Here is a 24805-nt window from a genome sequence, read left to right as displayed (position 1 = left end):
AAGGCGGACCGTGATTCCGCCGTGTTGCGGGCGCGGTTCCGGTGCCGGCCGGGCGCCGGGCGGCGAAATGCTGTATATACAGGCGCATAGAACAGTTTCCTGAGGTTATTTCTCGCGGTGGCGCGCTCTCCCGATCGAAGCTCACTCAATGGCACGGATCGCCGCCAGAAACTCTGGCGCGAACTGGCGCTGGTCGCGCTTTCGCCCCTGCTGCTCTACATGCTGGCCAGCCTGGTCAGCTATCACGCCGATGATCCGGGCTGGTCGCGCACCGGCAGCGTGACCGGGCCCTTGCACAACTTCGGCGGCTTGGTCGGCGCCTATTTGGCCGACCTGGCGTTCTGGTTCTTCGGATATGTGGCCTACAGCGTGCCCCTGCTGCTGGGAGGCGTCGCCTGGATCGCGCTGTTCGGGCTGGATTCCGACCGCGACGGCCGGGTGGATTTCGGCCCGGCCCTGCGCCTGGTGGGCATCGTCGGCTTCCTGGTTTCGGCCTGCGGACTGCTGCACGTGGTCGCCGGCTCGGCGCCGAACCTGCCTGCGGAATCCGGCGGCATTCTCGGCCAGCAGGTCGGCCGGGCCATGCGGGCGGTCTTCGGCGGACTCGGCGGCAACCTGTTCCTGTTCACGGTATTGCTGATGTCGGTGACCCTCGCGACCGGGCTGAGCTGGTTCGCGCTGATGGACTGGATCGGTGGCAAGGTGCTGGCCCTGGTTGGCCGCTTCGGCCAGGGCGCCCGCCAGGCAGCCGAGTGGCAGCGGGCCCGGGCCATGCGCGAAGAGCGCGAAGAAATCCGCAAGGTCGAGACGGAAAAGCGCGCCCGGCGCGAGCCGGTCAGGATCGCTCCGCCGCCGCGCCCGGTCATCGAGAAATCCGAGCGCGCCCAGCGCGAGCAGCAGATCCCCCTGTTCAATGTCGGTGGCAGCGGCGATCTGCCGCCGCTGTCGCTGCTGGACGAGCCCAGGGAGCAGGTCAAGGGCTGGTCCGAAGAAACCCTGGAAGCCCTGTCCAGGCAGATCGAGTTCAAGCTACGGGATTTCCGGGTCGAGGTGCAGGTGGTCGGCGCCTATCCGGGCCCGGTGATCACCCGTTTCGAAATGGAGCCGGCGCCGGGGGTGAAGGGCAGCCAGATCAGTTCGCTGGACAAGGACATCGCCCGCGGCCTGAGCGTGAAGTCGGTGCGCGTGGTGGATGTGATCCCGGGCAAGTCGGTGGTCGGCCTGGAGATCCCGAATGCCCACCGCGAGACCATCTACCTGAGCGAGATCCTGCGCTCCAAGGAGTACGACAAGGTCAACTCGCCGCTGGCCATGGCCCTGGGCAAGGACATCGCCGGCCGGCCGGTGGTGGTGGACCTGGCCCGCATGCCGCACCTGCTGGTGGCCGGTACCACCGGTTCGGGCAAGTCGGTGGGCATCAACGCCATGGTGCTGAGCCTGCTGTACAAGAGCAGCGCCAAGGACGTACGCATGCTGATGATAGACCCCAAGATGCTGGAGCTGTCGGTCTACCAGAACATCCCGCACCTGCTGGCACCGGTGGTCACCGACATGAAGGAGGCCGCCAACGGCCTGCGCTGGTGCGTGGCCGAGATGGAGCGGCGCTACAAGCTGATGAGCGCGGTCGGCGTGCGCAACCTGGCCGGCTTCAACCGCAAGGTGAAGGAGGCACAGGATGCCGGCCAGCCGCTCACGGACCCGCTGTTCCAGCCCGATCCCGACCTGGGCGGCGCCCCGCGGCCGCTGGAGGCCTTGCCCTACATCGTCGTGATCATCGACGAGTTTGCCGACATGATGATGATCGTCGGCAAGAAGGTGGAGGAGCTGATCGCCCGCCTGGCGCAAAAGGCGCGCGCCGCCGGCATCCATCTGATCCTGGCCACCCAGCGACCGTCGGTGGACGTGATCACCGGCCTGATCAAGGCCAACATCCCGACCCGGATCGCTTTCCAGGTCAGTTCCAAGATCGACTCCCGCACCATCCTCGACCAGTCCGGTGCCGAGACCCTGCTGGGCAATGGCGACATGCTGTACCTGCCGCCCGGCACCGCCATGCCCGAGCGGGTGCATGGCGCCTTCGTCAGCGACGACGAGGTCCATCGGGTGGTGGCGCACCTGCGCCAGGTCGGCGGCGGCCCGGACTACATCGAGGGAGTGCTCGAGGAAGTGCAGTCCCTGGGTGACGGCGTGGTGATCGGCCCAACCGGATTGCCGGAGGCCGGCGGCGCTGGCGGCGACGAGTCCGACCCGCTGTACGACGAGGCGGTGAAGGTGGTCACCGAAACCCGGCGCGCTTCCATTTCAGGGGTGCAGCGCCGCCTGAAGATCGGCTACAACCGCGCCGCCCGGCTGATCGAGGCGATGGAGGCGGCAGGCATCGTTTCGCCCCCCGAGCACAACGGCGACCGCACCGTGCTGGCGCCGCCGCCGCCGCGTTGACCGTCGGTGCCGATCGCCTCCCGCCGGTCCGGTCGCGCGGCCCGGCGGGAAGGCGGCCGGATCGGGGCCGGGGCCGTTCCGGTCGCTGCGCACATCGGCCGTTCAGGCGGGTTTGCACAGACTTCCGCCTGGTTCACGCCGTCCCGATTCCGCCATGCGCCGACTGATCGTCCTGCTGATCCTTGCCCTGGTCGTGCCCGCTGCCGAGGCCGCAGCGCGTCAGCGATTGCATGCCTTCACCGCCGCCATCGACGGCCTGGCCGGCGAGTTCCGGCAGTCGGTGTACGGGCCGCAGGACGAGGTGATCGAGGAATCCGGCGGCGCCGTCAGCCTGAAAGCGCCCAGGCAGTTCCGCTGGGAGTACCGCGCGCCTTATCCGAGCCTGATCGTCGCCGATGGCGATCATGTATGGATCTATGAGCCGGACATGCAGCAGGTCACGGTGCGCCGACAGGGTCTCGAGGAGCAGGACAGCCCGCTGGCCGTGCTGCTGGACCCGGACGAACTCGACCGCCAGTTCCGGGTCGAGGAGGCCGGCGTTTCCGACGGCCTGGAATGGCTGGCACTGACACCGCGCAAGCCCGACGAGGCGCCGTTCGCCCGGGCCAGGCTGGGCTTCGATGCTGGCGGCCTGGCGCGCATGGAACTGGTGGACGCCCTGGGCCAGCGGACGGTGATGACGTTCTCCGGCTGGCGCCGCAATCCGCGGTTTCCGGCCGATGCCTTCGTGTTCACCCCGCCCGAAGGCGTGGACGTGGTCGGCGAGGTCGGCCTGTCGGCCGAAGTGATTCCACTGGCGGAGTAGGGTCCGGGCAGGTCCGGGTTCCCGTCGGCCCGCTGGCCGGCGAGAATGGCCTCGTGGCCCGCAAACCAAAATCCGCGCCCGTCGGTTCCGGGGCCTTGTTCAACCCGCCGGAGGCGCTCAAGCCGCTGGCCGAACGCATGCGTCCGGCCTCCCTGGACGAGATGGTCGGCCAGGCGCGACTGCTGGCGCCGGGCTCGGCCCTGCGCCGGGCCCTGGAAGCAGGCCGGGTGCACTCGATGGTGCTTTGGGGACCGCCCGGTTGCGGCAAGACCAGCCTGGCGCTGCTGATCGCCCGTTATGCGGAGGCCGAGTTCGTGGCCATCTCGGCGGTGCTCGGTGGTCTGCCCGAGGTGAGGCAGGTGCTGGCGGTGGCCGAGCAGCGTTTCGCCGGGGGCCGGCGCACCGTCCTGTTCGTGGACGAGGTGCACCGCTTCAACAAGGCGCAGCAGGACGCCTTCCTGCCGCATATCGAGCGCGGCAGCATCCTGTTCGTCGGTGCCACCACCGAGAACCCCAGCTTCGAACTGAACTCGGCGCTGCTTTCACGCTGCCGCGTGCACGTGCTGGAGCCGGTGTCGGCAGCGGACATCGTACGGGCGCTGCGGCGCGCACTGGACGACCGTGAGCGTGGCCTGGGCGGCTTGGGCTTGCGGGTGGCGGAGCAGCGCCTGCAGGAGATCGCCGCCGCCGCCGACGGTGACGTGCGCCGCGCCCTGACCCTGCTGGAGATCGCTGCAGAGCTGGCCGGCGGCGAAGGCGGCGAGATCACCGGGGCCACCCTGGCGCAGGTGCTGGCCGACCGCAGCCGCCGCTTCGACAAGGGCGGCGAGCAGTTCTACGACCAGATTTCGGCCCTGCACAAATGCGTGCGCAGCTCCAACCCGGACGCCGCCCTGTACTGGCTGGCGCGCATGCTGGATGGCGGCTGCGATCCGGCCTACCTGGCCAGGCGCATCACCCGCATGGCGGTGGAGGACATCGGCCTGGCCGACCCGCGCGGCCTGCAGCTGGCCATGGAGGCCTGGGAGGCCTACGACCGCCTCGGCAGCCCCGAGGGGGAGCTGGCCCTGGCCCAGGCGGTGATCTACCTGGCCTCGACGGCCAAGTCCAACGCCGGCTACGTGGCCTGGAAGGCGGCACAGGCCGATGTGCGCGAACATGGCACCCAGGAGGTGCCACTGCACCTGCGCAACGCGCCGACGAAGCTGATGAAGCAGCTCGGCTACGGCGCCGGCTACCAGTACGACCACGAGGCCGAGGGTGGGGTAGCCCTGGACCAGACCGGTTTCCCTGAGGCCTTGGGCGAACGCGTCTATTACCAGCCGGTCGAACGCGGCCTGGAGACCAGGCTCAAGGAGAAGCTAGACCGGCTTCGCGGCGAGCGGGCCGAGGCCCGCAAGCGCCGGGGCTGACGCAGCAGCGTCCGGCGCCGCACCCTGCTTCGGCGCGCCGGCGCTAGGCCTGGCCGCAGGGCCGATTGCCGCCCGCAGGGGGCGGGCGTAGGCTGGACCGGCCTTGGGGAGCGGCGCAGGGAGGAGAAACGGATGAGGCGTTGGCTGGTCGCCGCCGTGCTCGGCGGCATCGTGGTGTTCTCCTGGGGATTTCTGTCGCATGTGGCCCTGCCGCTGGGAGATGTAGGCCACTACCGTGCGGACAGGGAGGAACCGATCCTGCAGGCCATGCGGGAAAACCTGCCGCGTGAGGGGGTGTACATCCTTCCCGGCCTGGATCCGGAGCAGTGGGGCAATCCCGAGGCCGAGGCCGATTATGTGGCCCGGGCCAGGGCCAATCCCTACGCGATGGTGATCTACCAGCCGGTCGGCCGGGACGGCCTGGACATGACCCGGGAGCTGCTTGTCGAACTGGTCTCCAACCTGCTGGCGGCCGGCCTGGTGGCCTGGGTTCTGGGCCTTGGCACCTTCGGCTTCGGCCGGCGGGTGGCCATCTCCACCGGCATGGGCCTGTTCGGCTGGCTGATGATCGGCGTGCCTTACTGGAACTGGTACCGCTTCCCCCTGGACTTCACCCTGGCGGGCCTGGTTCAGCACGTGGCGGGTTGGAGTCTCGCCGGCCTGGCGATGGCCTGGTGGCTGGGCCGGAAGGGCGGCTGAGCGGCTCGGCCCTGTTCGTTGCGACGACGGGCTGGGAATGGCGATAATGCCCGGCCACGTTTCATTTCCGGAATGAACCCATGCTCGACCCTCATCTGCTTCGCGGCCAGCTTGCCGATACCGCGACCCGCCTGAAGGCCAGCCGCGGCTTCGAGCTCGACGTGGCCGGCCTGGAACGCCTGGAGGCCGAGCGCAAGCAGATCCAGACCCGCACCCAGGACCTGCAGAACCTGCGCAACACCCGCTCCAAGGCCATCGGCCTGGCCAAGACCAAGGGCGAGGACGTGGCGCCGCTGCTGGCCGAAGTCGCCGGCATCGGCGACGAGCTGAAGGCCTCCGAGGAGCGGCTGGAGCAGATCCGCGCCGAGTTGGAGGCCATCGCCCTGCGCATCCCGAACCTGCCGGACGAGAGCGTGCCGGCCGGCGCCGACGAAAGCGCCAATGTCGAGCTCAGGCGCTGGGGCGAGCCGAGGCAGTTCGACTTCCAGGTAAAGGATCATGTCGAGCTTGGCGCCCGCGAGGGCTGGCTGGACGGCGAGTCGGCGGCCAGGCTCAGCGGCGCCCGCTTCACCGTGCTGCGTGGCCCGCTGGCGCGCCTGCACCGGGCCCTGGCCCAGTTCATGCTGGATCTGCACGTGGGCGAACACGGCTACCTTGAGTGCAACGTGCCGCTGATCGTCGGCGCAGACAGCATGCGCGGCACCGGCCAGCTGCCGAAGTTCGAGGACGACCTGTTCGCCATCCGGGTGGGTGACAGCCGTCGCTACCTGATCCCCACGGCGGAAGTGCCACTGACCAACCTGGTGCGCGACAGCATCGTCGAGGCCGAGGCCCTGCCGATGCGCCTGGTCGCCCATTCGATGTGCTTCCGCGCCGAGGCAGGCAGCCATGGCCGCGATACCCGCGGCATGATCCGGCAGCACCAGTTCGAGAAGGTCGAGCTGGTCTCGATCACCCGTCCGGCCGATTCCGATGCCGAGCACGAGCGCATGACCCGCTGTGCCGAAGTGGTGCTGGAGAAGCTGGGCCTGCCGTACCGGCGCATGCTGCTGTGTGGCGGCGACATGGGCTTCTCGGCCCGCAAGACCTACGACCTGGAAGTCTGGCTGCCCAGCCAGAACACCTATCGCGAGATCAGCAGCTGCTCGAACTGCGGCGATTTCCAGGCCCGGCGCATGCAGGCGCGCTGGCGCAACCCGGAGACCGGCAAACCCGAGCCGTTGCATACCCTCAACGGTTCCGGTGTCGCGGTTGGCCGCGCGCTGATCGCCGTAATGGAGAACTGCCAGAACGCCGACGGCAGCATCAGTATCCCCGAGGTGCTGCGACCCTACATGGCCGGACAGGAGCGCATCGGATGAACCACCCGGACCTCAACGACCTGCAGTTTTTCGCCATGGTGGTCGAACATGGCGGTTTCGCCGCCGCCGAGCGCGCCCTGGGCGTGCCCAAGTCGCGCCTGAGCCGGCGCATTGCCCAGTTGGAAAACGACCTGGGCGTGCGCCTGCTGCAGCGCTCGACCCGCAAGTTCGCCGTCACCGAAGTCGGCCAGAGCGTTTACCGCCATGCCCAGACCATGCTGGCCGAGGCCCAGGCCGCCCGCGAGGCGGTGGACCGGGTCAGTGCCACGCCGCGCGGCCTGATCAAGGTCAGTTGCCCGGTGTCCATTTCCCAGGAGCTGTTGGGGCCGATCCTGCCGGACTTCATGCGCCAGCACCCGCAGGTGCGTATCCAGCTGCACGTCAGCAACCGGCGTGTGGACGTGATCCAGGAGGGTTTCGACGTCGCCCTGCGCGTGCGCAGCCAGCTCAACGAGGACGGCGAGATGGTGGCGCGCAGCTTCGGCCAGCTCCGTGAACTGCTGGTGGCCAGCCCGCGTTACCTCGACCGCGTGGGGCGTCCCCAGGTGCCGGCCGATCTGGCCGGCCACACCACCCTGAGCATGCGCGAGGACGATGCCCGCCAGCGCTGGACCCTGCATGGGCCCGACGGCCAGGTCGAGAAGGTGGATCTGCAGCCGGTGCTGATGGCGCACGATTTTTCGACCCTGATGGCCGCCGCCCGCGAAGGCCTGGGTGTGGTGCTGCTGCCGGAGCTGACCTGCGCCGAGGCCATCCGCAAGCGCGAGCTGGAGGTGGTGCTGCCGCACTGGAACCTGCCGCAGGGCATCTTCCACGCCATCTACCCCTCGCGCCGCGGCCTGCTGCCGGCGGTGCGCGTATTCATCGATTTCCTGGCCGAGCGGCTGCCGCCGGCGGTGCAGGAAAGCAAGCTCAAGTGCGGCACCCCGGGCGGCATTCCCTGCGAGTGAGCGCCTGAGGGGCAGGGCGGCCGGTTCGCGCAAGGCGCCGGCCGCCGAAAATCGAAGGAAGGGTGGCCGAGCGGTTTAAGGCAGCGGTCTTGAAAACCGCCGTGGCAGCGATGTCACCGTGGGTTCGAATCCCACCCCTTCCGCCAATCCTCAGACCGGCGCCAGCATCCGCAGCGCCGTGCAGGTCGTCAGGGCGATGACGCATTCCGGCAGGGCCTGGCGGCGCAGGAACAGCCGGCCGAGCAACAGCCCGGATACCAGCGCCTGTACGGCGGCGGAGAACGATCCGGCATTGATCAGCACCTGCAGGCCGCTGCTCCAGAACAGGGCGAAGCGCGGTCCATGCGATTGCATGGCCAGGGCCAGCGCCCAGGCGCGGAAGGCCAGTTCGTGCAGCAAGGGGAAAAGCAGCAGGCTCAGGGCCAGGAAACCCGGTCCGGGCGTTTGCGCGGTCGCCGGATACGGAGGCGGCAGCAGCCAGTCGAGCGCCATCGGCGCGAGTGTCAGCAGGAGCCCGGTGGCCAGACCCTGCCGCAGCGCTTCCAGATCCCAGCGCGACCAGGCCAGCGAAGCGGCCAGGCCGAAGCGGTCCATCGCCGCCCAGAACAGCAGTCCCAGCGCCGCCGTCGGCATCGCCGCCCAGAGCACGGCCTGGACGGCGAAGTCGCTCGGGTCCCGTGCGTCCAGCGGGCCGGGCAGATCGTCGAACACGAATACCGGCTGCTCGCAAGGGTGCAGACCGGCCGCAATGGCCTTGGCCCGGAGGATGTCGTAGGCGATTTGCAACTCGTTGTCCCGCAGCCCGCGGAAACCCAGGCCGACCGCGCTCCGGCAGCCGGGCGGCGGCGTAACCGACCGGGTTGCCAGGATCACGTCGGCAATGCCGAAGGCCGGATCGTCGAACCGGACAGCGGAAACCGTGACGAGCGCCTCGGGTGAATCTTTCAGCCACAGCTCCACCCGGCCATGGCCTTCGGCGAACCGGCTTGCCTGGTCGGCGATCGCCAGGCTGGCCAGCAGGACGAAGGGAAGCAGCACTGACAGGGCAAGCAAGCGTGAGCGCCGCCAGAGACGGGTGCGCAGCGGCCAGGGTGGCCTACGAAAGCGGATGCGTGGTTCGTGCCTGCTGATCACGGCGACCTGCGCGCTTTTCCGTACACGGGTACGAGCTTTGCGAAGTATGCCGGGAGCGCTCGGGCCGGAATGTAGGAAAACGACTACCACGGTCGGCGCGGAAACACGGCTTGCCGTCGCTGCCGGGCTTCCACTAGTTTCTTCCGCAAGCCGGAACGGCACGCGAGGGGAGCGCGATGATCCGAGTGTTCATAGTGGACGACCATGCGCTGGTGCGGACGGGGTACCGCCTGATCCTGTCCGGCGAGCGCGACATGGAGGTGGTGGGCGAGGCGGCGACCGGGGAGGAGGCGCTGCCGCAGTTGCGCCGGCTCAAGCCCGACGTGCTGCTGTGCGATCTGCATCTGCCGGGCATCAGCGGCCTGGACGTGACCGAGCGGATTGTCCGCTCGGCCCTGGAGACCCGGGTCGTCGTCGTGTCCATCCAGGAGGACGGGCCGATGCCGCGGCGGCTGATCGAGGCCGGTGCCTGCGGTTACGTCGGCAAAGCCTGCGATGCCGAGGAACTGCTGCGCGCCATCCGCGAGGTGGCGCGTGGCCGCCGCTACCTGGCCAGCCAGGTTGCCCAGCATCTGGCCTTCTCCGGCCTCAGGGGGCCGGAATCGCCCTTCGACAAGCTGTCACCGCGCGAACTGGAGGTGGCACGCATGCTTTGCACCGGCATGCGCATGGAGGAGATCGGTCGCCGGCTGAGTCTGAGTGGCAAGACCGTCGCCACGCACAAGTACCGCCTGTACGACAAGCTGGGTATCCGCGACGCGATCGCACTGGCGCGACTGGCGGCCCAGCACGGCCTGTCCGATCCGGCCTATTCGCTCTGACCGAACGCCCGCCCCAGGGCGCCGGCGGCGTCAGCCGCTGCGTCCTGGGAGGTCAGGCGGAGACGCTCAGGCGCCTCCGGTCTTGCCGGTCCGGGAATCCGGTTCCTCCAGCGCCCACTGGGCCGGCGCCACCGGCGTTGCAGGCGTCACCGCGGTGCCCGCCGGTTCGGGGCCGGCGATGTCGGCTCCTGCCTCTTCGGCAGACGCCGCCTCGGGCGGGGGCGCCGAAGCAGGGTCCGGCACGACGACAGTTGCCTGCTCCGGGGCATGCGTGGCCGGCTCGGGAGGGATCAGGCTGGGCTGGATCGGACCCAGCTGAGCCGGGGCGGGCTGGGCCGGCACGGGCTGGACCGGGACCGGTTGTCGCGGAGGTGCGGCGTCCGCTGAAGTCGGAGCTTCGGCTTCCGAAGCCGAAATCTCCACGGCAGGCGCAGCGTCCGGAGCCGGCGCTTCCACCGCGACCGCTTCCGCAGCCACGGCCGCCGGTGCAGTGGGCGCCTCCGCAACCGGCCCGTTCGCGACCGGCACGTTCGCAACCGGAGACCTGCCGGTCGGGATCTCTGCAGTCGCTTCTCGCGCAGCCGGGATTTCTGCGGTCTCGCTTTCCGCGCTTGCCATGTCCGCGCTCGGTTCCGCCGTTGCCGCGGCGGCCGTCACTTCAGCCGGGGCGTTCTCAGCCGGCTTCCGAGCGGCCGCCTGGGTGCCGGTAGGCTCCTCCTGAGCGGGCCGCGTCGGCAGGAGGGTGTCGGACGGGGCGGCGGCATGCACCGGTTCGATATCGTCGAAATCGGACTCCACCGACGCTACCGGCGCGGTCGTCCGGACCGCCCCGGCGGCGATCTTGTCGGCGTCGTCGTCTGCGCCCGGTTCTTCGTCTTCCGCGTCCGACCGTTGCTCGGCGGACGTCCCGTTGGCCTGTTCCGGGGCTCCCGAGGCGGCGGCCTGGCGCCGGCGGCGACGTCCTCCCCGACGACCGCGGCGGCGACGGCCACCGCCCTCGCCAGCGGCGGCCTCGGTGCCTGCGGTGGTCGCCTGATCGGCGCCAGCCGCAGCCTCTACCTGGGCCTGCACGGCTTCGGTCATGCCGGCCTCGGCATCTGCCTCGGAGGCCGCCGCGGCGGCGGCAGCGGCGGCCTGGCGGGCGGCCCGGGCCTCGCGGCGCTCCTGCTCGCGCCTCTGGTTCTCCAGGCGCTGCTGCTCGCGGCGTTCGGCATCCTTCTTCTGTTGCTCTTCCCGACGCAGTTGCGCTTCCTGGCGTCGCCCTTCGTCCTGGCGACGCGGCTCCTCGCTGCGCTCCGGCTTGCCCTGACGCTGCTGCTGCGCCTGCTGCGGCTGCTGCGGCTGCTGCGCGCCGCCCCTGCCACGACCGCGGTCGCGACGGTTGCGGTCGCGCCGACTGCCGTTGCCGTCACCATTGCGCTCGGTCCGGGCCGGGGCGGAGGTTGCCGTGGCCGCAACCGCCTCGTCGCCCAGGAACAGGGCCTTGAGGCGGGCGAAAAAGCCGCGTGGCTGCATGGGTGCCGGGGCGGGAGCGGCGACCGCGGGCGCCGATGCCGTCTCCGGCTCCTCGCGTACCGGAGCCGGCATGGCCGGGCGCACGGCGGTCACTGCCGGCAGTTCGGGCACATTGATGTGGGCGCGGGTCAGCGCATGCACAGCCAGCTTGCGCGGTGTGGTGCGCTGGTAGCTGGGCTTGCCGGTTTCCTCGCCCAGCTCGTTCTCCCGCACCCGGGTGATGTTGAAGTGCGGGGTCTCGAGCTGATCATCGGCCACTACCACCACCGGCGCGTCGTGCCGGGTCTCGATCTCGACCAGGGCGCGGCGCTTCTCGTTGAGCAGGAAGTTGGCGATCTCCGGCGGCGCCTGCACCAGCACCTGGCCGGTGTTCTCCTTCATGGCGTGCTCTTCGGCCAAGCGCAGGATGGACAGTGACAGCGATTCGACACTGCGCATGCGGCCATGGCCCTCGCAGCGCGGGCAGACGACCTGGCTGGACTCGCCCAGGCTGGGGCGCAGGCGCTGGCGCGACATCTCCAGCAGGCCGAAGCGGGAGATCCGGCCGATCTGCACGCGGGCCCGGTCATGCTTGAGGGCCTGCTGCAGGCGTTCCTCGACCATGCGCTGGTGCTTGCCGGAGCCCATGTCGATGAAGTCGATCACCACCAGGCCGCCGAGGTCGCGCAGGCGCATTTGCCGGGCCACCTCATCGGCAGCCTCGAGGTTGGTGTTGAGCGCGGTTTCCTCGATGTCGCCGCCTTTGGTGGCGCGGGCCGAGTTGACGTCGATGGCGGTCAGGGCCTCGGTCTGGTCCACCACTATCGAGCCGCCGGAGGGCAGGCGCACCTGGCGCTCGTATGCCGCCTCGATCTGCGATTCGATCTGGTAACGGTTGAACAGCGGGGTCGGATCCTCGTAGAACTTCAGCTTGCGCAGGTTCTGCGGCATCACCGACTGCATGAAGTCGCGCGCTTCCTCGTACATCTCTTTGGTGTCGACGAGGATTTCGCCGATGTCGGCGCGCAGGTAGTCGCGCAGGGCACGGACGATCAGCCGCGATTCCTGATAGATCAGGAAAGGGGCGGGCTTGGACAGGGCCGCGTCGGTGATCGCCTTCCAGACCTGCAGCAGGTAGTCCAGGTCCCACTGCAGCTCCTCGGCGTCGCGTCCGACGCCGGCAGTGCGGATGATCACCCCCATGTCGTCGGGGATCTGCAGCTTGTCCAGGGCCTCCTTCAGGGCCTGGCGGTCCTCGCCCTCGATCCGGCGGGAGACGCCGCCGGCGCTGGGCGAGTTCGGCATCAGCACCATGTAGCGGCCGGCCAGGGAGATGAAAGTGGTCAGGGCGGCGCCCTTGTTGCCACGCTCCTCCTTATCGACCTGGACCACCACCTCCTGGCCTTCGCGCAGGAACTCCTTCAGCCCGGCCTTGTTCGGGTCGACGCCGGGGACGAAGTAGTCGCGGGAGATCTCCTTCAGCGGCAGGAAGCCGTGCCTGTCGCCGCCGTAATCGACGAATGCCGCCTCCAGCGAGGGCTCAAGGCGAACGATGCGGCCCTTGTAGATGTTGGACTTCTTCTGTTCCTTCGAGGGCTGCTCGATGTCGATGTCGTACAGGTGCTGGCCATCGACGATCGCCACGCGCAGTTCTTCGGCCTGCGTGGCATTGATCAGCATGCGCTTCATTGTCTTGGATTCCTCACGCGCTCTAACCGCGAGGAACGCCGGGGTCCGCGCCCGATACAGCCGGTCCGGGGCGCCTGGCGCGCCCGGACCCGGGAGGAACTTCCAGCGCTTCGGTACCTCGGGCGTACCCGCGGGAGCGCTACGTTTTCTGTGTCCGGTGGGGCCCGGGACCCGCCTGGCGGCCCCGGTGTTCGCGACCCTCGGGGGCCACGGCAATATCCGTCCGCCTCCGGCACCGGCTAACATGGTCACCCCCGTGGGGTGTGGTAGCGGTTCCTCGGGATTCGCCAGGGGCGGGTTTCGGCCTGCAGCCCTGCGAAATCAGGACGTTATCTCGCGAAGCGATTGTATAGGCGGAAGCCCCATGGCGGCAAATGATGTCTCCAACGGCGTGAGACTCGTTCGGGTGCCCGAGGACCGGGACGGCCAGCGCCTGGACAACTTCCTGTTGCTGCAGCTCAAGGGTGCGCCGCGCAGCCTGGTCTACAAGCTGGTGCGCAGTGGTCAGGTGCGGATCAACGGCAGGCGGGCCAAGGCCGACAGCCGGCTGGCGGGCGGCGACGAAGTGCGCATACCGCCGGTGCGCCTGGTCGAGGCCGGGGAGCAGGCACCGCCGCCAAAGGCGCTGCTGGACAGCCTGGCCGGGCAGATCCTCTTCGAGGACCGCTGGCTGCTGGCGCTGAACAAGCCCAGCGGCCTGGCCGCCCATGGCGGCAGCGGCGTACGGGTTGGTGCCATCGAAGCGCTGCGTGCGCTGCGACCGGGCGAGCGGCTGGAACTGGTGCATCGCCTGGATCGCGATACGTCGGGCGTCTTGCTGGTGGCCAAGCGTCGTTCGGCCTTGCTGGAACTGCAGGCCTTGATGCGCGGCGACGACGACGAGGACGGGCCTGGCAAACGTTACCTGGCCCTGCTGGTCGGCCGCCTGCCGCAGGGGCGGACGACGGTGGACGCGCCGCTGCGCAAGTCGGTGCTGCAGGGCGGCGAACGCATGGTACGGGTGGATCCGGCCGGCAAGCCCTCGCGCAGCCATTTCACTGTGCTCGAACGCCGCGGCGGGCATAGCTTCTGCGAAGTGCTCATAGAGACCGGGCGTACGCATCAGATCCGCGTACATGCCGCCCACCTGGGGCATCCGGTGGCCGGCGACAGCAAGTACGGCGACCGCGAGGCGAACAAGCGCCTGGCCGAACAGGCCGGCCTGCGCCGGCTGTTCCTGCACGCGGCCTCGATCGAGTTCGCCCTGGAGGGTGGCAAGCGGCCCTACCTGATCAACGCGCCGCTGCCGCCCGAGCTGACGGCGGTGCTGGACCGCCTGGGCTGAGCGGTCGGCCTCAGGCCAGCAGCAGTTCGGCCTTGGCGGCGCAGATCAGATCGTTGCGGCTGGGCCCGCCGACATCGTGGGTCGAGTAGCGCACTACCACCCGGTCGTAGTGCACACCGAGGTCGGGGTGGTGGTCTTCCCGGTGCGCCACCCAGGCCAGGGCGTTCACGAAGGCCATGGTCCGGTGGTAGTCCGGGAAGCGGAAGGTCTTGCCGATGGCGGCACCGTTCCCGATGACCTCCCAGCCGGGCAGGGCGGCCAGCCCCTCGCGCAGCTGCGCGTCGGACAGGCGGTGTTCCGGGCCCTTCAGGGGCTGGCAGCGCTGCTGCGCGAGTTCATTGATCGTGGTCATGACAGCGTTCTCCCTGGAAGCCCACGAAGTATAGGCGCCGGCCGTACAATGCGCGCCATGATCAGCATCTCCGAAAGCGCCCAGGGCTATTTCCGCCGCCTGCTCGAGCAGCAGGGCGGCGATGCCGTGGGCATCCGCCTCTCCGCCGTCAATCCAGGCACGCCGGCCGCCGACGCGCGGCTGGAGTTCTGCGAAGCCTCTGACCTGGATGGCCAGGAGTGGGCGGTGGAGTGCGCGGGTTTCGTCCTCTACGTGGACGGGCCCAGCGTGCCGTACCTGGATGCCGCCGAGATCGACTTCGTGCAGAACGCCACCGGTGGCCAGTTGACCATCCGGGCACCGCGCATCAAGGGCCAGGCGCCGGGCGAGGGCGCCTCGCTGGTCGAGCGCGTGCGTTGGCTGCTGGACAGCGAGATCAACCCGCAACTGGCGGCACACCGGGGGCGTGTTTCGCTGGAGGCGGTGGATGCCGACGGGGTCGTCTGGCTGCGCTTCGGCGGCGGTTGCCACGGCTGCGGCATGGCCGACGTGACCCTGAAGCAGGGCATCGAGAAGACACTGCGCGCGCGCCTGCCGGAGGTGCGCGAGGTGCGCGACGTCACCGATCACGACTCAGGCACCGACCCGTACATTTCCCGGGGCTGAACGCCGATCGGGGCGTCTGGCCGGTTTAACCCTTCCTTATCGGGGTCGCTGGTTAGGCTCTCGCGGTCTTTCCCAGGGATCGGGTGCAGGTGAGGTCGGAAGAACCGCTGCAGGACCCAGCGCTGGTCCTTTCCGAATGGCAAGGCCGCCGGCCGGGCCGATCCTGGGCGGAGCCGCCCGTGCTTGGCCGCAGGCAGCGGGTGGTGCTGTTCCTGTTGCTGGCTCTGGGTCATGGCCTGGCCATCGTCGCGATGGTGCTGGGCAGTCGCGCGGACGAGTCACTGGCCCAAGCGCGGGTGACAGTTCTCGAGTTCGTCAGTCCCGAGCCGGTACCTTCGCCGCCGCCGCCCACGAAGCAGGCGCCTGTTCCGGTCACATCGCCGGCGCCAAAGGCGGGGCGCCGCCCACGTCAGGTCCGGGCAGAACCGCCGGCGACCACAGGGGGCGCCGAAGCGCCGCCGCCCGGAAGCCTCCGCCTGTTCGAAGCCGATGGCTCCCTACACCTGCCCGACGAGGTCAAGGACCAGCTGGCGGAGGTGGAATCGGCCGACCGGGAGTTCCCCTGGAAGTTGGCAGGCGTGGTCGAGGCCGGAGCCTTCCTGGAGCGCCCGCCCGCCATCGAATACCGGGAAACCGAGTTCGAGCGGTACTGGCGACCGCACGACAAGGACCTGTTGACGGACCTGCTCGAGGCCGCCGTGGAAGCGACCACGGGCGAGGTCAGGATCCCGGTACCGGGCAGCCCCGGAACCTCCATCGTCTGCAAGGCCTCGCTGCTGGCAGTGGCGGGCGCATGTGGCGTGGTCAAGCACGACGAGGGCTACCGCTACCCCGACCCCAATGTGCTGACCCCCGAACAGGACCGGCAATGCGATCTGCTCTGGGAACAGATCGTGCAAGCCGGCAGCCAGGAGCGTTGGCGGCGCCTGCGGGCGATCTACGACGGTACCTGCCGCAAGCCACTGGCCAGCCCTTCGCGCATGCCCCCGCCCGCGGACTGAGGGGTGCAGGCAAGAAAGAAGGGGCCCTGAGGGCCCCTTCCGTCATCGTTCCTTCGAGGTCGGCGTCAGCGCTGTCCGACCTTGCTCAGATCGTGCAGGTCGCCGGGCTGGCTGGCGTAGAACGCGGCGAGGTCATCGATGTCCTGATCGCTCAGGCCACCCGCGAAGCCGGCCATGATCGGATTGTTGCGCTCGCCGGAGCGGTAGTCGCGCAGGGCCTTGACCAGGTAATCGGCATGCTGGCCGGCCAGCTTGGGGTAGGTGCCGTCCAGGCTCTCGTTGCCGGTCGGGCCGTGGCAGGAGGCACAGGTCTTGGACTTTTCCTGACCGGCCACCGGGTTGCCGGCCGGGACGGTCGCGAAGGCGGGCAGGGTCAGGGCAAGCAGGGCCAGGGCGGAAACGGTGCGAATGCTCATGTCGTCGGGCCCTCAGTTGCTCGTGGCCGGCTTCAGGCTGGCCAGGTAGGCAGCGATGTCGGCAATTTCCTGGTCGGAGAAGCTTTCCGCCTGGGCCTTCATGGTCGGATGCTTGCGATCGCCGTTGCGGTAGGCGGTCAGTGCGGCGATCAGGTACTGCTCATTCTGGCCGCCGACCTTGGGAACCCGGTAGCTGGGGTAGGCGTTCTTGTAGTCGGCGATGCCGTGGCAGCCGGTGCAGGTATAGAACAGGGCCTTGCCCTTCTCGGGGTCGCCCTTGGCATGAACGGGCAGGACGGCCATGGCAAGGGCCAGGCCGGCGGCAGGCAACAGGATTCGCTTCATCAGGTGGATTCCGGCTCGAGAATGGGTCGGACGGGCGTAAACCCGAAGTATAGCCGCAGCATCCGAGCCCAGACAGGGGGTTGCGTCGGGACGCCGGGTGCCGGGCGGCCGCGACGTCTCGGCCCCGGAGGTCATCCGTACTTCCGGCATATGTGCCCCCGGCCAGACCCATGTACTGTTCTATTCAACTAAAACACCACCGCCAGAGCCCGCGACAATGAAGACTTCCAGCGCTCCTTCCCCACTTCATGCCTTGGCCGTCCTGGCCCTCGCGGCAAGCCTGGTCCTGGCGGGCTGCGGCGGTGGTTCCGCGCCTGATGCGCAGGCCGCCGACGCCAGCGGTGCCAAGGCCGGCGAGACCGGAAAGGATGAGGCCCCTGCAGTTCCGGTCGAGGTCGCCCGGGTCACCCGCCGGCCGATCTCCGCCAGCTACACCGGTACTGCCAACCTCGAGGCGCCCGCCGAGGCACAGGTGGTCGCCAAGACCTCCGGCGTGGTGTTGCAGATACTCGCCGAGGAGGGCGACGTGGTCCGCGCCGGCCAGGTGCTGGCCAGGATCGACCCGGAGAAGCCGCGGCTCGAGATGGAGCGTGCAAGGGCCACGGTACGCAAGCTGGAGAACAATTACCGTCGCGCCCAGGAGCTGCTCGCTTCCCGCCTGGTCAGTGCCGAATCGGTGGAGCAGATCCGTTTCGACCTGGAGTCCGCCCGCGCCAGCTACGAGTTGGCGCGCCTGGAGCTGTCCTACACCGACATCGTCGCGCCCTTTGACGGCGTGGTGGCGCAGCGCATGGTCAAGGCAGGCAATCTGGTTCCGCTGAACGCGCCCGTGTTCCGCATCGTGGACAACACACGCCTGGAGGCAGTGCTGAACGTGCCCGAGCGCGAGATGGCCACGCTCAAGCCGGGCCTGCCCCTGCGCATGAGAGTGGACGCCATCCCCGGTCGGATATTCGACGGGCGGGTGGATCGGGTCAGCCCGGTGGTGGACGCCGGTAGCGGCACGTTCCGCGTGGTAGCGGCTTTCGCCGGCGGCGATACCCTGCGGCCGGGCATGTTCGGTCGTATCGAGGTGGTGTACGACGAGCGCGACGATGCGCTGACCATGCCGCGGGTGGCCTTGCTCGAAAACGAAGGCGAGCCGGCCGTGTTTGTCGTGCGCGAGGAGAAGGCAGTGCGGGTGCCGGTGCAGTTGGGCTACGTCAACGGCGAGTTCGCTGAGGTTCGTGCCGGGCTCAGCGAAGGCGATGCGGTGGTCACCGCCGGCAAGGTTGCCATTCGCGACGGCTCGACGGTCGAAGTGATCAATGCCGATGGCGCCGCCGAGTCCGACGGCGGCGCCCAGGCCGTCGCCCAGGCGTACTGACCATGGGCATCGTCGAGTTCTCGACCCGCCGCCGCGTGACGGTGGCGATGGCCACGGTCACGCTGGTGCTGTTCGGCCTGATTGCCGCCTTCGGGTTGAAGGTCAATCTGCTGCCGGACTTGAGTTACCCGACGCTGACGGTGCGGACCGAGTACACCGGCGCCGCCCCGGCCGAGATCGAGACGCTGATCAGCGAGCCCGTCGAGGAAGCGGTCGGCGTGGTAAAGAACCTGCGCAAGCTCCGTTCCGTATCGCGCACCGGCCAGAGCGACGTCGTACTGGAATTCGCCTGGGGCACGGACATGGACCAGGCCAGTCTGGAGGTGCGCGACAAGCTCGAAGTCCTGAATCTGCCGCTCGAGGCGGAGCAACCGGTACTGCTGCGCTTCAACCCATCTACCGAGCCGATCATGCGTCTTGTCCTGGCCGGCACCGGCGAGCTGAGCGGCAGCGAGGAAGCCGAGCTGATGCGGCTGCGCCGGTATGCCGAGGACGAGCTGAAGAAGCGGCTGGAGCCGGTGGCGGGCGTGGCCGCAGTCAAGGTGGCGGGCGGCCTCGAGGACGAGGTTCAGGTACTCATCGACCAGGGCAAGCTGGCGCAGCTGAATCTGTCGGTGGGTGCGGTGATCGATCGCCTTCGGCTGGAGAACGTCAATGTCTCCGGCGGCCGCATTGAGGAAGGTTCGCAGCGCTACCTGGTGCGTACGGTCAACCAGTTCACCGACCTGGAGCAGATGCGTGCGCTGCTTGTGGCCAATGTGGACGGCGTTCCGATCCATCTGCGCGACGTGGCGACCGTCCAGCAGGGCTACAAGGAGCGCGAGGCGATCATCCGCCTGGGCGGGCGCGAAGCGGTGGAGCTGGCGGTATACAAGGAGGGCGACGCCAATACGGTGGCGGTTGCGGAGGCGGTGAAGGCGGCGCTGGAGCGGCTGCGTGCCGACCTGCCGCCCGGTTCGGCGCTGACCACCATCGAGGACCAGTCCATCTTCATCAAGGCCGCCCTGGCAGAGGTGCGGCATGAGGCGGTGATGGGCGGTCTGTTCGCGATCCTGCTGATCTTCTTCTTCCTGCGCGACGGCTGGAGCACCTTGGTCATCGGCCTTTCGCTGCCGGTTTCCATCATCGCCACCTTCTTCTTCATGGCGCAGTTCGGTCTCGACCTGAACGTGATGTCGCTGGCCGGCCTGGCGTTGGCCACGGGCATGGTGGTGGACGATTCGATCGTCGTGCTCGAGAGCATCGCCAAAGCGCGCGAGCGCGGACTGGGCATCCTGGAGGCGGCGGTGACCGGCACCAGGGAAGTGGCCATGGCGGTCACGGCGTCTACCTTGACTACGGTCGCGGTGTTTCTGCCGCTGGTGTTCGTCGAGGGGGTCGCGGGCCAGCTGTTCAAGGACCAGGCCCTTACCGTGGCGATTGCCCTGGTGATCTCCCTGGCCGTATCGCTGACACTGATTCCGATGCTTTCCTCGATGAAGGCGCGGGCGCCGATGGCGTTCGATCCCGAAACGGACACTGGCCGGCCGATCTGGCGCGAGGTGGTGGCGTTGTGGGCGGATTTGCTTAGGTTGCCGTTGCGCCGGGTCCGGGCGGCGTTCGCGCGGAGCCTGCCCAAAGGGGTTCTGACGTCGCTGGCCGCAGTCGCACTGCTGCCGATCTGGTTGTTCTGTCTCGCGGTCGTGTTGCTGGTGCTGCCTTTCGCCTTCCTGCTGCCCTGGCTGGTGATGGCCTTCGGTTGGCTGTTGGCCAGCAACGGCCGCGGCCTTTCGTTGGTGATCGGTACGGCGCTGCGGGCGGTCGGCCGGGTAGTGCTGAAGCCCTATGACTGGGCCGAGAGTGCCTACCGTCGCCTGCTGCCGAAGGCCCTGGACCGTCCTTTGCCGGTCCTGGTCTTCGCAGCCTTGGCATTCGTTCTGGCGCTGCTGATGGCCCGCAGTCTCGGTACCGACCTGATTCCCCAATTCGCCCAGGACCGGTTCGAGATGACGGCCAAGCTGCCACCGGGTACGCAGTTGCGCGAGACAGATGCGCTGGTCAAGGCGATCCAGCAGGCCCACGGCAAGGACGACGGCGTTCAGGCGCTTTATGGCGTCAGCGGCACCGGTACCCGGCTGGATGCCAACCCGACCGAGTCCGGAGAGAACATCGCCAAACTGACGGTCGTGATGGGCCAGGGCTTCGGCCCGAGCGCGGAGGCGCGTCAGACCGAACGCATGCGTGAGACCATGGCTTCGTATCCGGATGTCCAGGTGAAGTTCGGACGGCCGCAGGTGTTCAGCTTCTCCACGCCGCTGGAGATCGAGTTGCGCGGCCACGATCTGGCCTCGCTCGAGCGCGCCGGCAGGCAACTGGCGGCGATGCTCGAATCGGACCCGGGCTTTGCCGACGTCAAGTCCACGGTGGAGCAGGGCTTTCCGGAGATACAGATCCGGTTTGACCAGGAACGGGCGGCTCAGCTCGGGCTGACCACGCGCGAGATCGCCGACCAGGTGGTGCGCAAGGTTCGAGGCGAGGTGGCCACCCGTTACAGTTTTCGCGACCGCAAGATTGACGTACTGGTGCGGGCCAGGGAGCAGGACCGCGCCTCCGTGGAGGACATTCGCCGGATCATCGTCAATCCCGCCAGCGACCGGCCGGTGACGCTGGCGGCGGTGGCCGATGTAGTCGCCACCACCGGTCCCAGCGAGATCCACCGCGTGGACCAGGTGCGGGTCGCGGTGATGTCGGCAAACCTGCGCGATCTCGATCTCGGCACCGCGGTTCAGCGCGTTCGGGCGATGGTGGCGGAGAATCCGCTCGGTGCCGACATCCGCATGCATATCGGCGGGCAGGGCGAGGAGCTGGACGCGTCCATCAGGTCATTGCTTTTTGCGTTCGGGCTGGCGGTGTTCCTGGTTTACCTGGTGATGGCCTCGCAGTTCGAATCGCTGCTGCACCCGTTCGTGATCATGTTCACGATCCCGCTTGCCATCGTCGGCGCGGTGCTTGCGCTCTGGCTGAAGGGCTCGCCGATTTCGGTGGTCGTTTTCATCGGCCTGATCCTGTTGGTTGGTATCGTCGTCAAGAACGCCATCATCCTGATAGACAAGGTCAATCAGCTGCGCGAGGAAGGCGTGCCCAAGCGTGAAGCGTTGCTGGACGGCGCCTATTCCCGCCTGCGGCCGATCATCATGACCACCGCCACCACCCTGTTCGGTTTCGCGCCGCTGGCCTTCTTCGGTGGCGAAGGAGCCGAGGTCAGGGCACCGATGGCGATCACAGTGATCGGCGGGTTGGCGGTATCGACGCTGCTGACTCTGGTGGTTATTCCGGTCGTCTACCAAATATTGGACCGCAGCAGCGACGCGGTTTTCCGTGAGCGTCGGGAGCGTGCCCGGGCATTGCTGCGGCTGCGCAACCAGCCGGTGGAGGACGTGCCGTGAGTCCGGCCGAGCTTAGCCTGCGTCGTCCGGTCACGGCAGTGATGTTCTACGTCTCGCTGGTCGTCATTGGACTGATTGCGGCGTTCAGGCTGCCCCTGGAGATGTTCCCGGACGTCAACGTTCCGTTCGTGATGGTGGACATTCCCTATCCGGGCTCGACTCCCGAGGAAGTCGAGCGCACTATCACCAGGCCGGCAGAGGAGGCGCTGGCAACCCTGTCCGGCATCCGTCGCATGGGCTCCACCAGCCGACCGGATGGCGCGAACATCTTCATCGAGTTCTCGGACTGGGATCGCGACATCGAAGTTACCGCCAGCGAGGCGAGGGACCGGCTGGACGCCATCCGCAACGAGCTGCCGGACGACCTGCAGCGCTATCACGTGCTGAAGTTCTCGCCGGCGGATCAGCCGGTGCTTCGGGTGCGTTTTGCCGGCGATCGGGACTTCCGCAACGAATACGCCCTGATCGACGAACAGTTCAAGCGGCGCATCGAACGCCTGTCAGGTGTCGCCCGGGTGGACATCTCGGGTGCGGCGCCACCGGAAGTCGAAATCGCAATAGACCCGGATCGCCTTTCCGCACACGGGCTTGGCCTGAACGAGCTGGCCGAACGCCTCCGATCGGTGAACTTCTCCGTGTCAGCCGGCGAGATCGACGAGGGAAGGCAGCGGCTTCGCGTGCAGCCGGTGGGCGAACTTGGCAGCCTGGACGAGCTGCGCGGGTTGGTGCTGACCCGCGAAGGCCTGCGTCTCTCCGACATCGCCGTGGTCAGGCTCAAGGGCCAGAGCGTGGATTATGGACGCAGGCTGGATGGCCGTCCGGCCGTGGGCATAGACATCTTCCGGGAGCGCAACGCAAATCTCGTGGAGGTTTCCCGCGAGGTCATGGCCGAGCTCCGGCGCATCAATGCCGAGCCGGAGTTCCGGGACGTCCAGCTCAACGTCATCGACGACCAGGCCGACGGCGTGACCGGGTCGATAAGGGAGCTGGTGGAGGCGGGTCTGGTCGGGTCTCTGCTATCGCTGATGGTGCTGTTCTACTTTCTCAGGCACTGGCCGTCCACCTTGATGGTCACTCTGGCCATTCCGATCTGCATCGTGATGACCTTGGGGGCCATGTACTTCTTCGGTATGAGCCTCAACATCCTGTCCATGATGGGCATGCTGATCGGCATCGGAATGCTGGTGGACAATGCCGTGGTGGTGGTGGAGAGCATCTACCAGTACCGCGAGAAATACCCTGGCAATCCTGTGCGTTGCGCCATCGAAGGCACCCGGGGGGTGCAGGTGGCGATAAGCGCCGGCACCCTGACCAGCATCATCGTGTTCGCTCCAAACCTGTTCGGCGAACGGAACTTCCTTAGCATCTACCTTGGCCAGGTAGCTATCACCATCACCATCGCGCTGCTGGCGTCGTGGCTGGTGGCAGTCAGTCTGATCCCGATGATTTCCGCGCGGCTGAGGACGCCGCCGGCAGTGACTGCCGAGCATGGTTTCGTGCCCGCGCTGACCCGGCGCTATGCACGTCTGCTGCGATGGAGCCTTGATAATCGTGGCAAGGCATTGCTGGCAATGATGCTGGTGGTTCTGGTCAGCATCGTACCGATGACCAGGACCCAGATGGACTTTTTCCGCAACGAGGTCGGGCGGCGTCTGGAGATGTACTTTGACTGGAAAGGCGCCTACAGCCTCGAACAGATATCCGACGAGGTGCTCAGAGTCGAGAACTTCCTGCACGCCAACCGGGACAAGTATCAGATCAAGCAGGTCTACTCCTGGTTCAGCGAACGGGGATGGGCTGGTATCCAGGTGACCCTGCGTGATCCCAACCCAAGTCTTTGGGACAAGCTGCTGCTGCGCAAGACCGAGCCCGGGCTGCTTTCTTCGGAGGAAGTTCAGGAGATGCTGCGCAAGGACATCCCGCGTACCGCCCGGGCCGACATCGGTTTCCAGGGCGGGGGCAACCGCGACGGCGGCGACGAAGGGATCCGGGTTTACCTCAACGGAGACTCGACGGAAACGCTGCAGGAGATTGCGGAGAACCTGATCCCGATGTTGTCGAGCAGGCCGGAGCTGCGCGACGTGCGGGTGGACATCGGCGACGAGAATGCCGAGGTGCAGGTAAGCGTGGACCGGGAACGCGCCGCCGCGCTCGGCTTCAGCGCCCAGGAGGTGGCCACTTACGTGGGAATCGCCCTGCGCGGCACCCCGCTACGGGAGTTCCGGCAGGGGCAGAGCGAGGTGCCGGTGTGGGTCCGGTTCGACGGGTCCGAGGAGTTCCGGATGGAGGATATGGCGGCGCTCACGCTGCGGCGGTCCGATGGAACCAGTGTGCCACTGCTGTCGGTCGTTGACGTCCAGGTGCGTCGCGGCGCCACCCAGATCCGTCGCGAGAACCGCCAGACGTCGCTCGTGCTGCAAGCCAACCTGGCCAAGGATGTGACCCTGCCAGACGCCCGCAAGGCGATCGAGGCAATCCTGCAGACGGCAAACTTCCCGTCGGGCTATCGCTGGAGTTTTGGCGGCTCGTTCCAGCAGGACGACGATGCCGGTAAGCAGATGGTGTTCAACCTGCTGCTGGCAATGGTGATGGTCTACCTGGTGATGGCGGCGCTGTTCGAATCCATGCTGTTTCCGTCGGCGATCATTAGCTCGATCTTTTTTTCCGCCCTGGGCGTATTCTGGTTGTTCGCCTTCACCGGCACCACGTTCACCATCATGGCGTTCATCGGTTGCCTGGTGCTGATGGGCGTTGTCGTGAACAACGGCATCGTGCTGTTCGAACACATCAACGGCTTCCGCCGTGCCGGCATGGCGCGCACGGACGCACTGGTCCATGGCTGCAAGGAACGCCTGCGGCCGATCCTCATGACCACCTGCACCACCGTGCTGGCGATGCTGCCGCTGTGCATCGCCGGAACCCAGCTCGGTGGGGATGGCCCCGCCTACTACCCGATGGCCCGCGCCATCGCCGGAGGCCTGGTGTTCTCGACCCTGGTCAGCCTGTTGTTCCTGCCTACCATCTACGCATTGATGGACGATCTGCGCAGCTGGACCGGAGCGCTGCTGGCCAGGGCACGCGCCCGGGCACTGTTCGCCCGAGGCGCGGGCAGCGGGGGCTGACCGTA

18 protein-coding genes and 1 tRNA gene are annotated in these 24805 nt (G+C 68.0%); 14 read left to right on the top strand and 5 right to left on the bottom strand.

Annotation, left to right across the window (positions count from 1 at the left end; all coding sequences use genetic code 11):
• The first annotated feature begins 99 nt into the window (after window positions 1-99).
• The 7 genes from F0415_RS00525 to F0415_RS00495 all read left to right on the top strand — a co-directional run bounded on the left by F0415_RS00525 (window position 100) and on the right by F0415_RS00495 (window position 7812).
• The gene (locus tag F0415_RS00525; RefSeq protein ID WP_246149825.1) at window positions 100-2439 is read left to right on the top strand and encodes a DNA translocase FtsK; all 2340 of its coding nucleotides are present in this window, start codon (window positions 100-102) and stop codon (window positions 2437-2439) included.
• Window positions 2440-2593: 154 nt separating this feature from the next.
• On the top strand, window positions 2594-3244 hold the full coding sequence (gene lolA / locus F0415_RS00520) for an outer membrane lipoprotein periplasmic chaperone LolA (RefSeq protein WP_149859240.1): 651 nt from the start codon (window positions 2594-2596) through the stop codon (window positions 3242-3244).
• 137 nt (window positions 3245-3381) lie between these two features.
• A complete protein-coding gene (locus F0415_RS00515; protein ID WP_149859573.1) occupies window positions 3382-4656 on the top strand; it encodes a replication-associated recombination protein A in 1275 nt (424 codons plus the stop codon).
• 132 nt (window positions 4657-4788) lie between these two features.
• Window positions 4789-5355: a hypothetical protein gene (locus F0415_RS00510; protein WP_149859239.1), complete on the top strand. Its 567-nt coding sequence runs from the start codon at window positions 4789-4791 to the stop codon at window positions 5353-5355.
• A gap of 80 nt (window positions 5356-5435) precedes the next feature.
• The gene (gene serS / locus F0415_RS00505) at window positions 5436-6716 is read left to right on the top strand and encodes a serine--tRNA ligase (RefSeq protein ID WP_149859238.1); all 1281 of its coding nucleotides are present in this window, start codon (window positions 5436-5438) and stop codon (window positions 6714-6716) included.
• Complete coding sequence (locus F0415_RS00500) at window positions 6713-7666, top strand: LysR family transcriptional regulator (protein ID WP_149859237.1); 954 nt, start codon at window positions 6713-6715, stop codon at window positions 7664-7666. Before serS ends, F0415_RS00500 begins: the two co-directional genes overlap by 4 nt.
• 56 nt (window positions 7667-7722) lie before the next feature.
• Window positions 7723-7812, top strand: a tRNA-Ser gene (locus F0415_RS00495).
• Between the two features lie 4 nt (window positions 7813-7816).
• On the opposite strand, the gene F0415_RS00490 is transcribed toward F0415_RS00495, so the two are convergent.
• A complete protein-coding gene (locus F0415_RS00490; RefSeq protein WP_149859236.1) occupies window positions 7817-8719 on the bottom strand; it encodes a CPBP family glutamic-type intramembrane protease in 903 nt (300 codons plus the stop codon).
• 257 nt (window positions 8720-8976) lie between these two features.
• On the opposite strand from F0415_RS00490, the gene F0415_RS00485 reads away from it, so the two are divergent.
• Window positions 8977-9621 carry a response regulator gene (locus F0415_RS00485; RefSeq protein WP_149859235.1) on the top strand — a complete coding sequence of 215 codons (645 nt, stop codon included), beginning with the start codon at window positions 8977-8979 and terminating at the stop codon, window positions 9619-9621.
• 66 nt (window positions 9622-9687) lie between these two features.
• On the opposite strand, the gene rne is transcribed toward F0415_RS00485, so the two are convergent.
• Window positions 9688-12804 (bottom strand): ribonuclease E, encoded by a 3117-nt coding sequence (rne, locus tag F0415_RS00480; RefSeq protein ID WP_149859234.1) that lies wholly within the window; start codon window positions 12802-12804, stop codon window positions 9688-9690.
• Window positions 12805-13168: 364 nt separating this feature from the next.
• Here rne and F0415_RS00475 point away from each other — a divergent pair, with 364 nt between their 5' ends.
• Window positions 13169-14128: an RluA family pseudouridine synthase gene (locus F0415_RS00475; protein ID WP_149859233.1), complete on the top strand. Its 960-nt coding sequence runs from the start codon at window positions 13169-13171 to the stop codon at window positions 14126-14128.
• A 10-nt stretch (window positions 14129-14138) separates the two neighbouring features.
• On the opposite strand, the gene F0415_RS00470 is transcribed toward F0415_RS00475, so the two are convergent.
• Entirely contained in the window at window positions 14139-14480 is a 342-nt protein-coding gene (locus F0415_RS00470) for a 4a-hydroxytetrahydrobiopterin dehydratase (protein ID WP_149859232.1), read from the bottom strand.
• Between the two features lie 57 nt (window positions 14481-14537).
• Between F0415_RS00470 and F0415_RS00465 the strand changes: the two genes are divergently transcribed.
• Complete coding sequence (locus tag F0415_RS00465; RefSeq protein ID WP_149859231.1) at window positions 14538-15125, top strand: NfuA family Fe-S biogenesis protein; 588 nt, start codon at window positions 14538-14540, stop codon at window positions 15123-15125.
• A gap of 179 nt (window positions 15126-15304) precedes the next feature.
• Window positions 15305-16126: a hypothetical protein gene (locus F0415_RS00460; protein WP_149859230.1), complete on the top strand. Its 822-nt coding sequence runs from the start codon at window positions 15305-15307 to the stop codon at window positions 16124-16126.
• A 65-nt stretch (window positions 16127-16191) separates the two neighbouring features.
• On the opposite strand, the gene F0415_RS00455 is transcribed toward F0415_RS00460, so the two are convergent.
• Together F0415_RS00455 and F0415_RS00450 are read right to left on the bottom strand one after the other, a co-directional pair.
• Window positions 16192-16542: a c-type cytochrome gene (locus F0415_RS00455; protein ID WP_149859229.1), complete on the bottom strand. Its 351-nt coding sequence runs from the start codon at window positions 16540-16542 to the stop codon at window positions 16192-16194.
• A 12-nt stretch (window positions 16543-16554) separates the two neighbouring features.
• Entirely contained in the window at window positions 16555-16845 is a 291-nt protein-coding gene (locus F0415_RS00450) for a c-type cytochrome (protein ID WP_188310256.1), read from the bottom strand.
• A gap of 259 nt (window positions 16846-17104) precedes the next feature.
• Between F0415_RS00450 and F0415_RS00445 the strand changes: the two genes are divergently transcribed.
• From F0415_RS00445 to F0415_RS00435, 3 genes are read left to right on the top strand one after another with little or no spacing between them, the layout of a single operon-like run.
• On the top strand, window positions 17105-18253 hold the full coding sequence (locus tag F0415_RS00445) for an efflux RND transporter periplasmic adaptor subunit (protein WP_149859227.1): 1149 nt from the start codon (window positions 17105-17107) through the stop codon (window positions 18251-18253).
• A 2-nt stretch (window positions 18254-18255) separates the two neighbouring features.
• Window positions 18256-21678, top strand: a complete 3423-nt coding sequence (locus tag F0415_RS00440; RefSeq protein WP_149859226.1) for an efflux RND transporter permease subunit — start codon at window positions 18256-18258, stop codon at window positions 21676-21678.
• On the top strand, window positions 21675-24800 hold the full coding sequence (locus F0415_RS00435; protein ID WP_149859225.1) for an efflux RND transporter permease subunit: 3126 nt from the start codon (window positions 21675-21677) through the stop codon (window positions 24798-24800). Before F0415_RS00440 ends, F0415_RS00435 begins: the two co-directional genes overlap by 4 nt.
• Window positions 24801-24805 lie beyond the last annotated feature (5 nt).

This window comes from Arenimonas fontis, assembly GCF_008386465.1.
Classification (GTDB): Bacteria; Pseudomonadota; Gammaproteobacteria; order Xanthomonadales; family Xanthomonadaceae; genus Arenimonas; species Arenimonas fontis.
The sequence above is the reverse complement of the archived record's forward strand: the minus strand, read 5'-3'. Positions and strand labels throughout refer to the sequence as shown.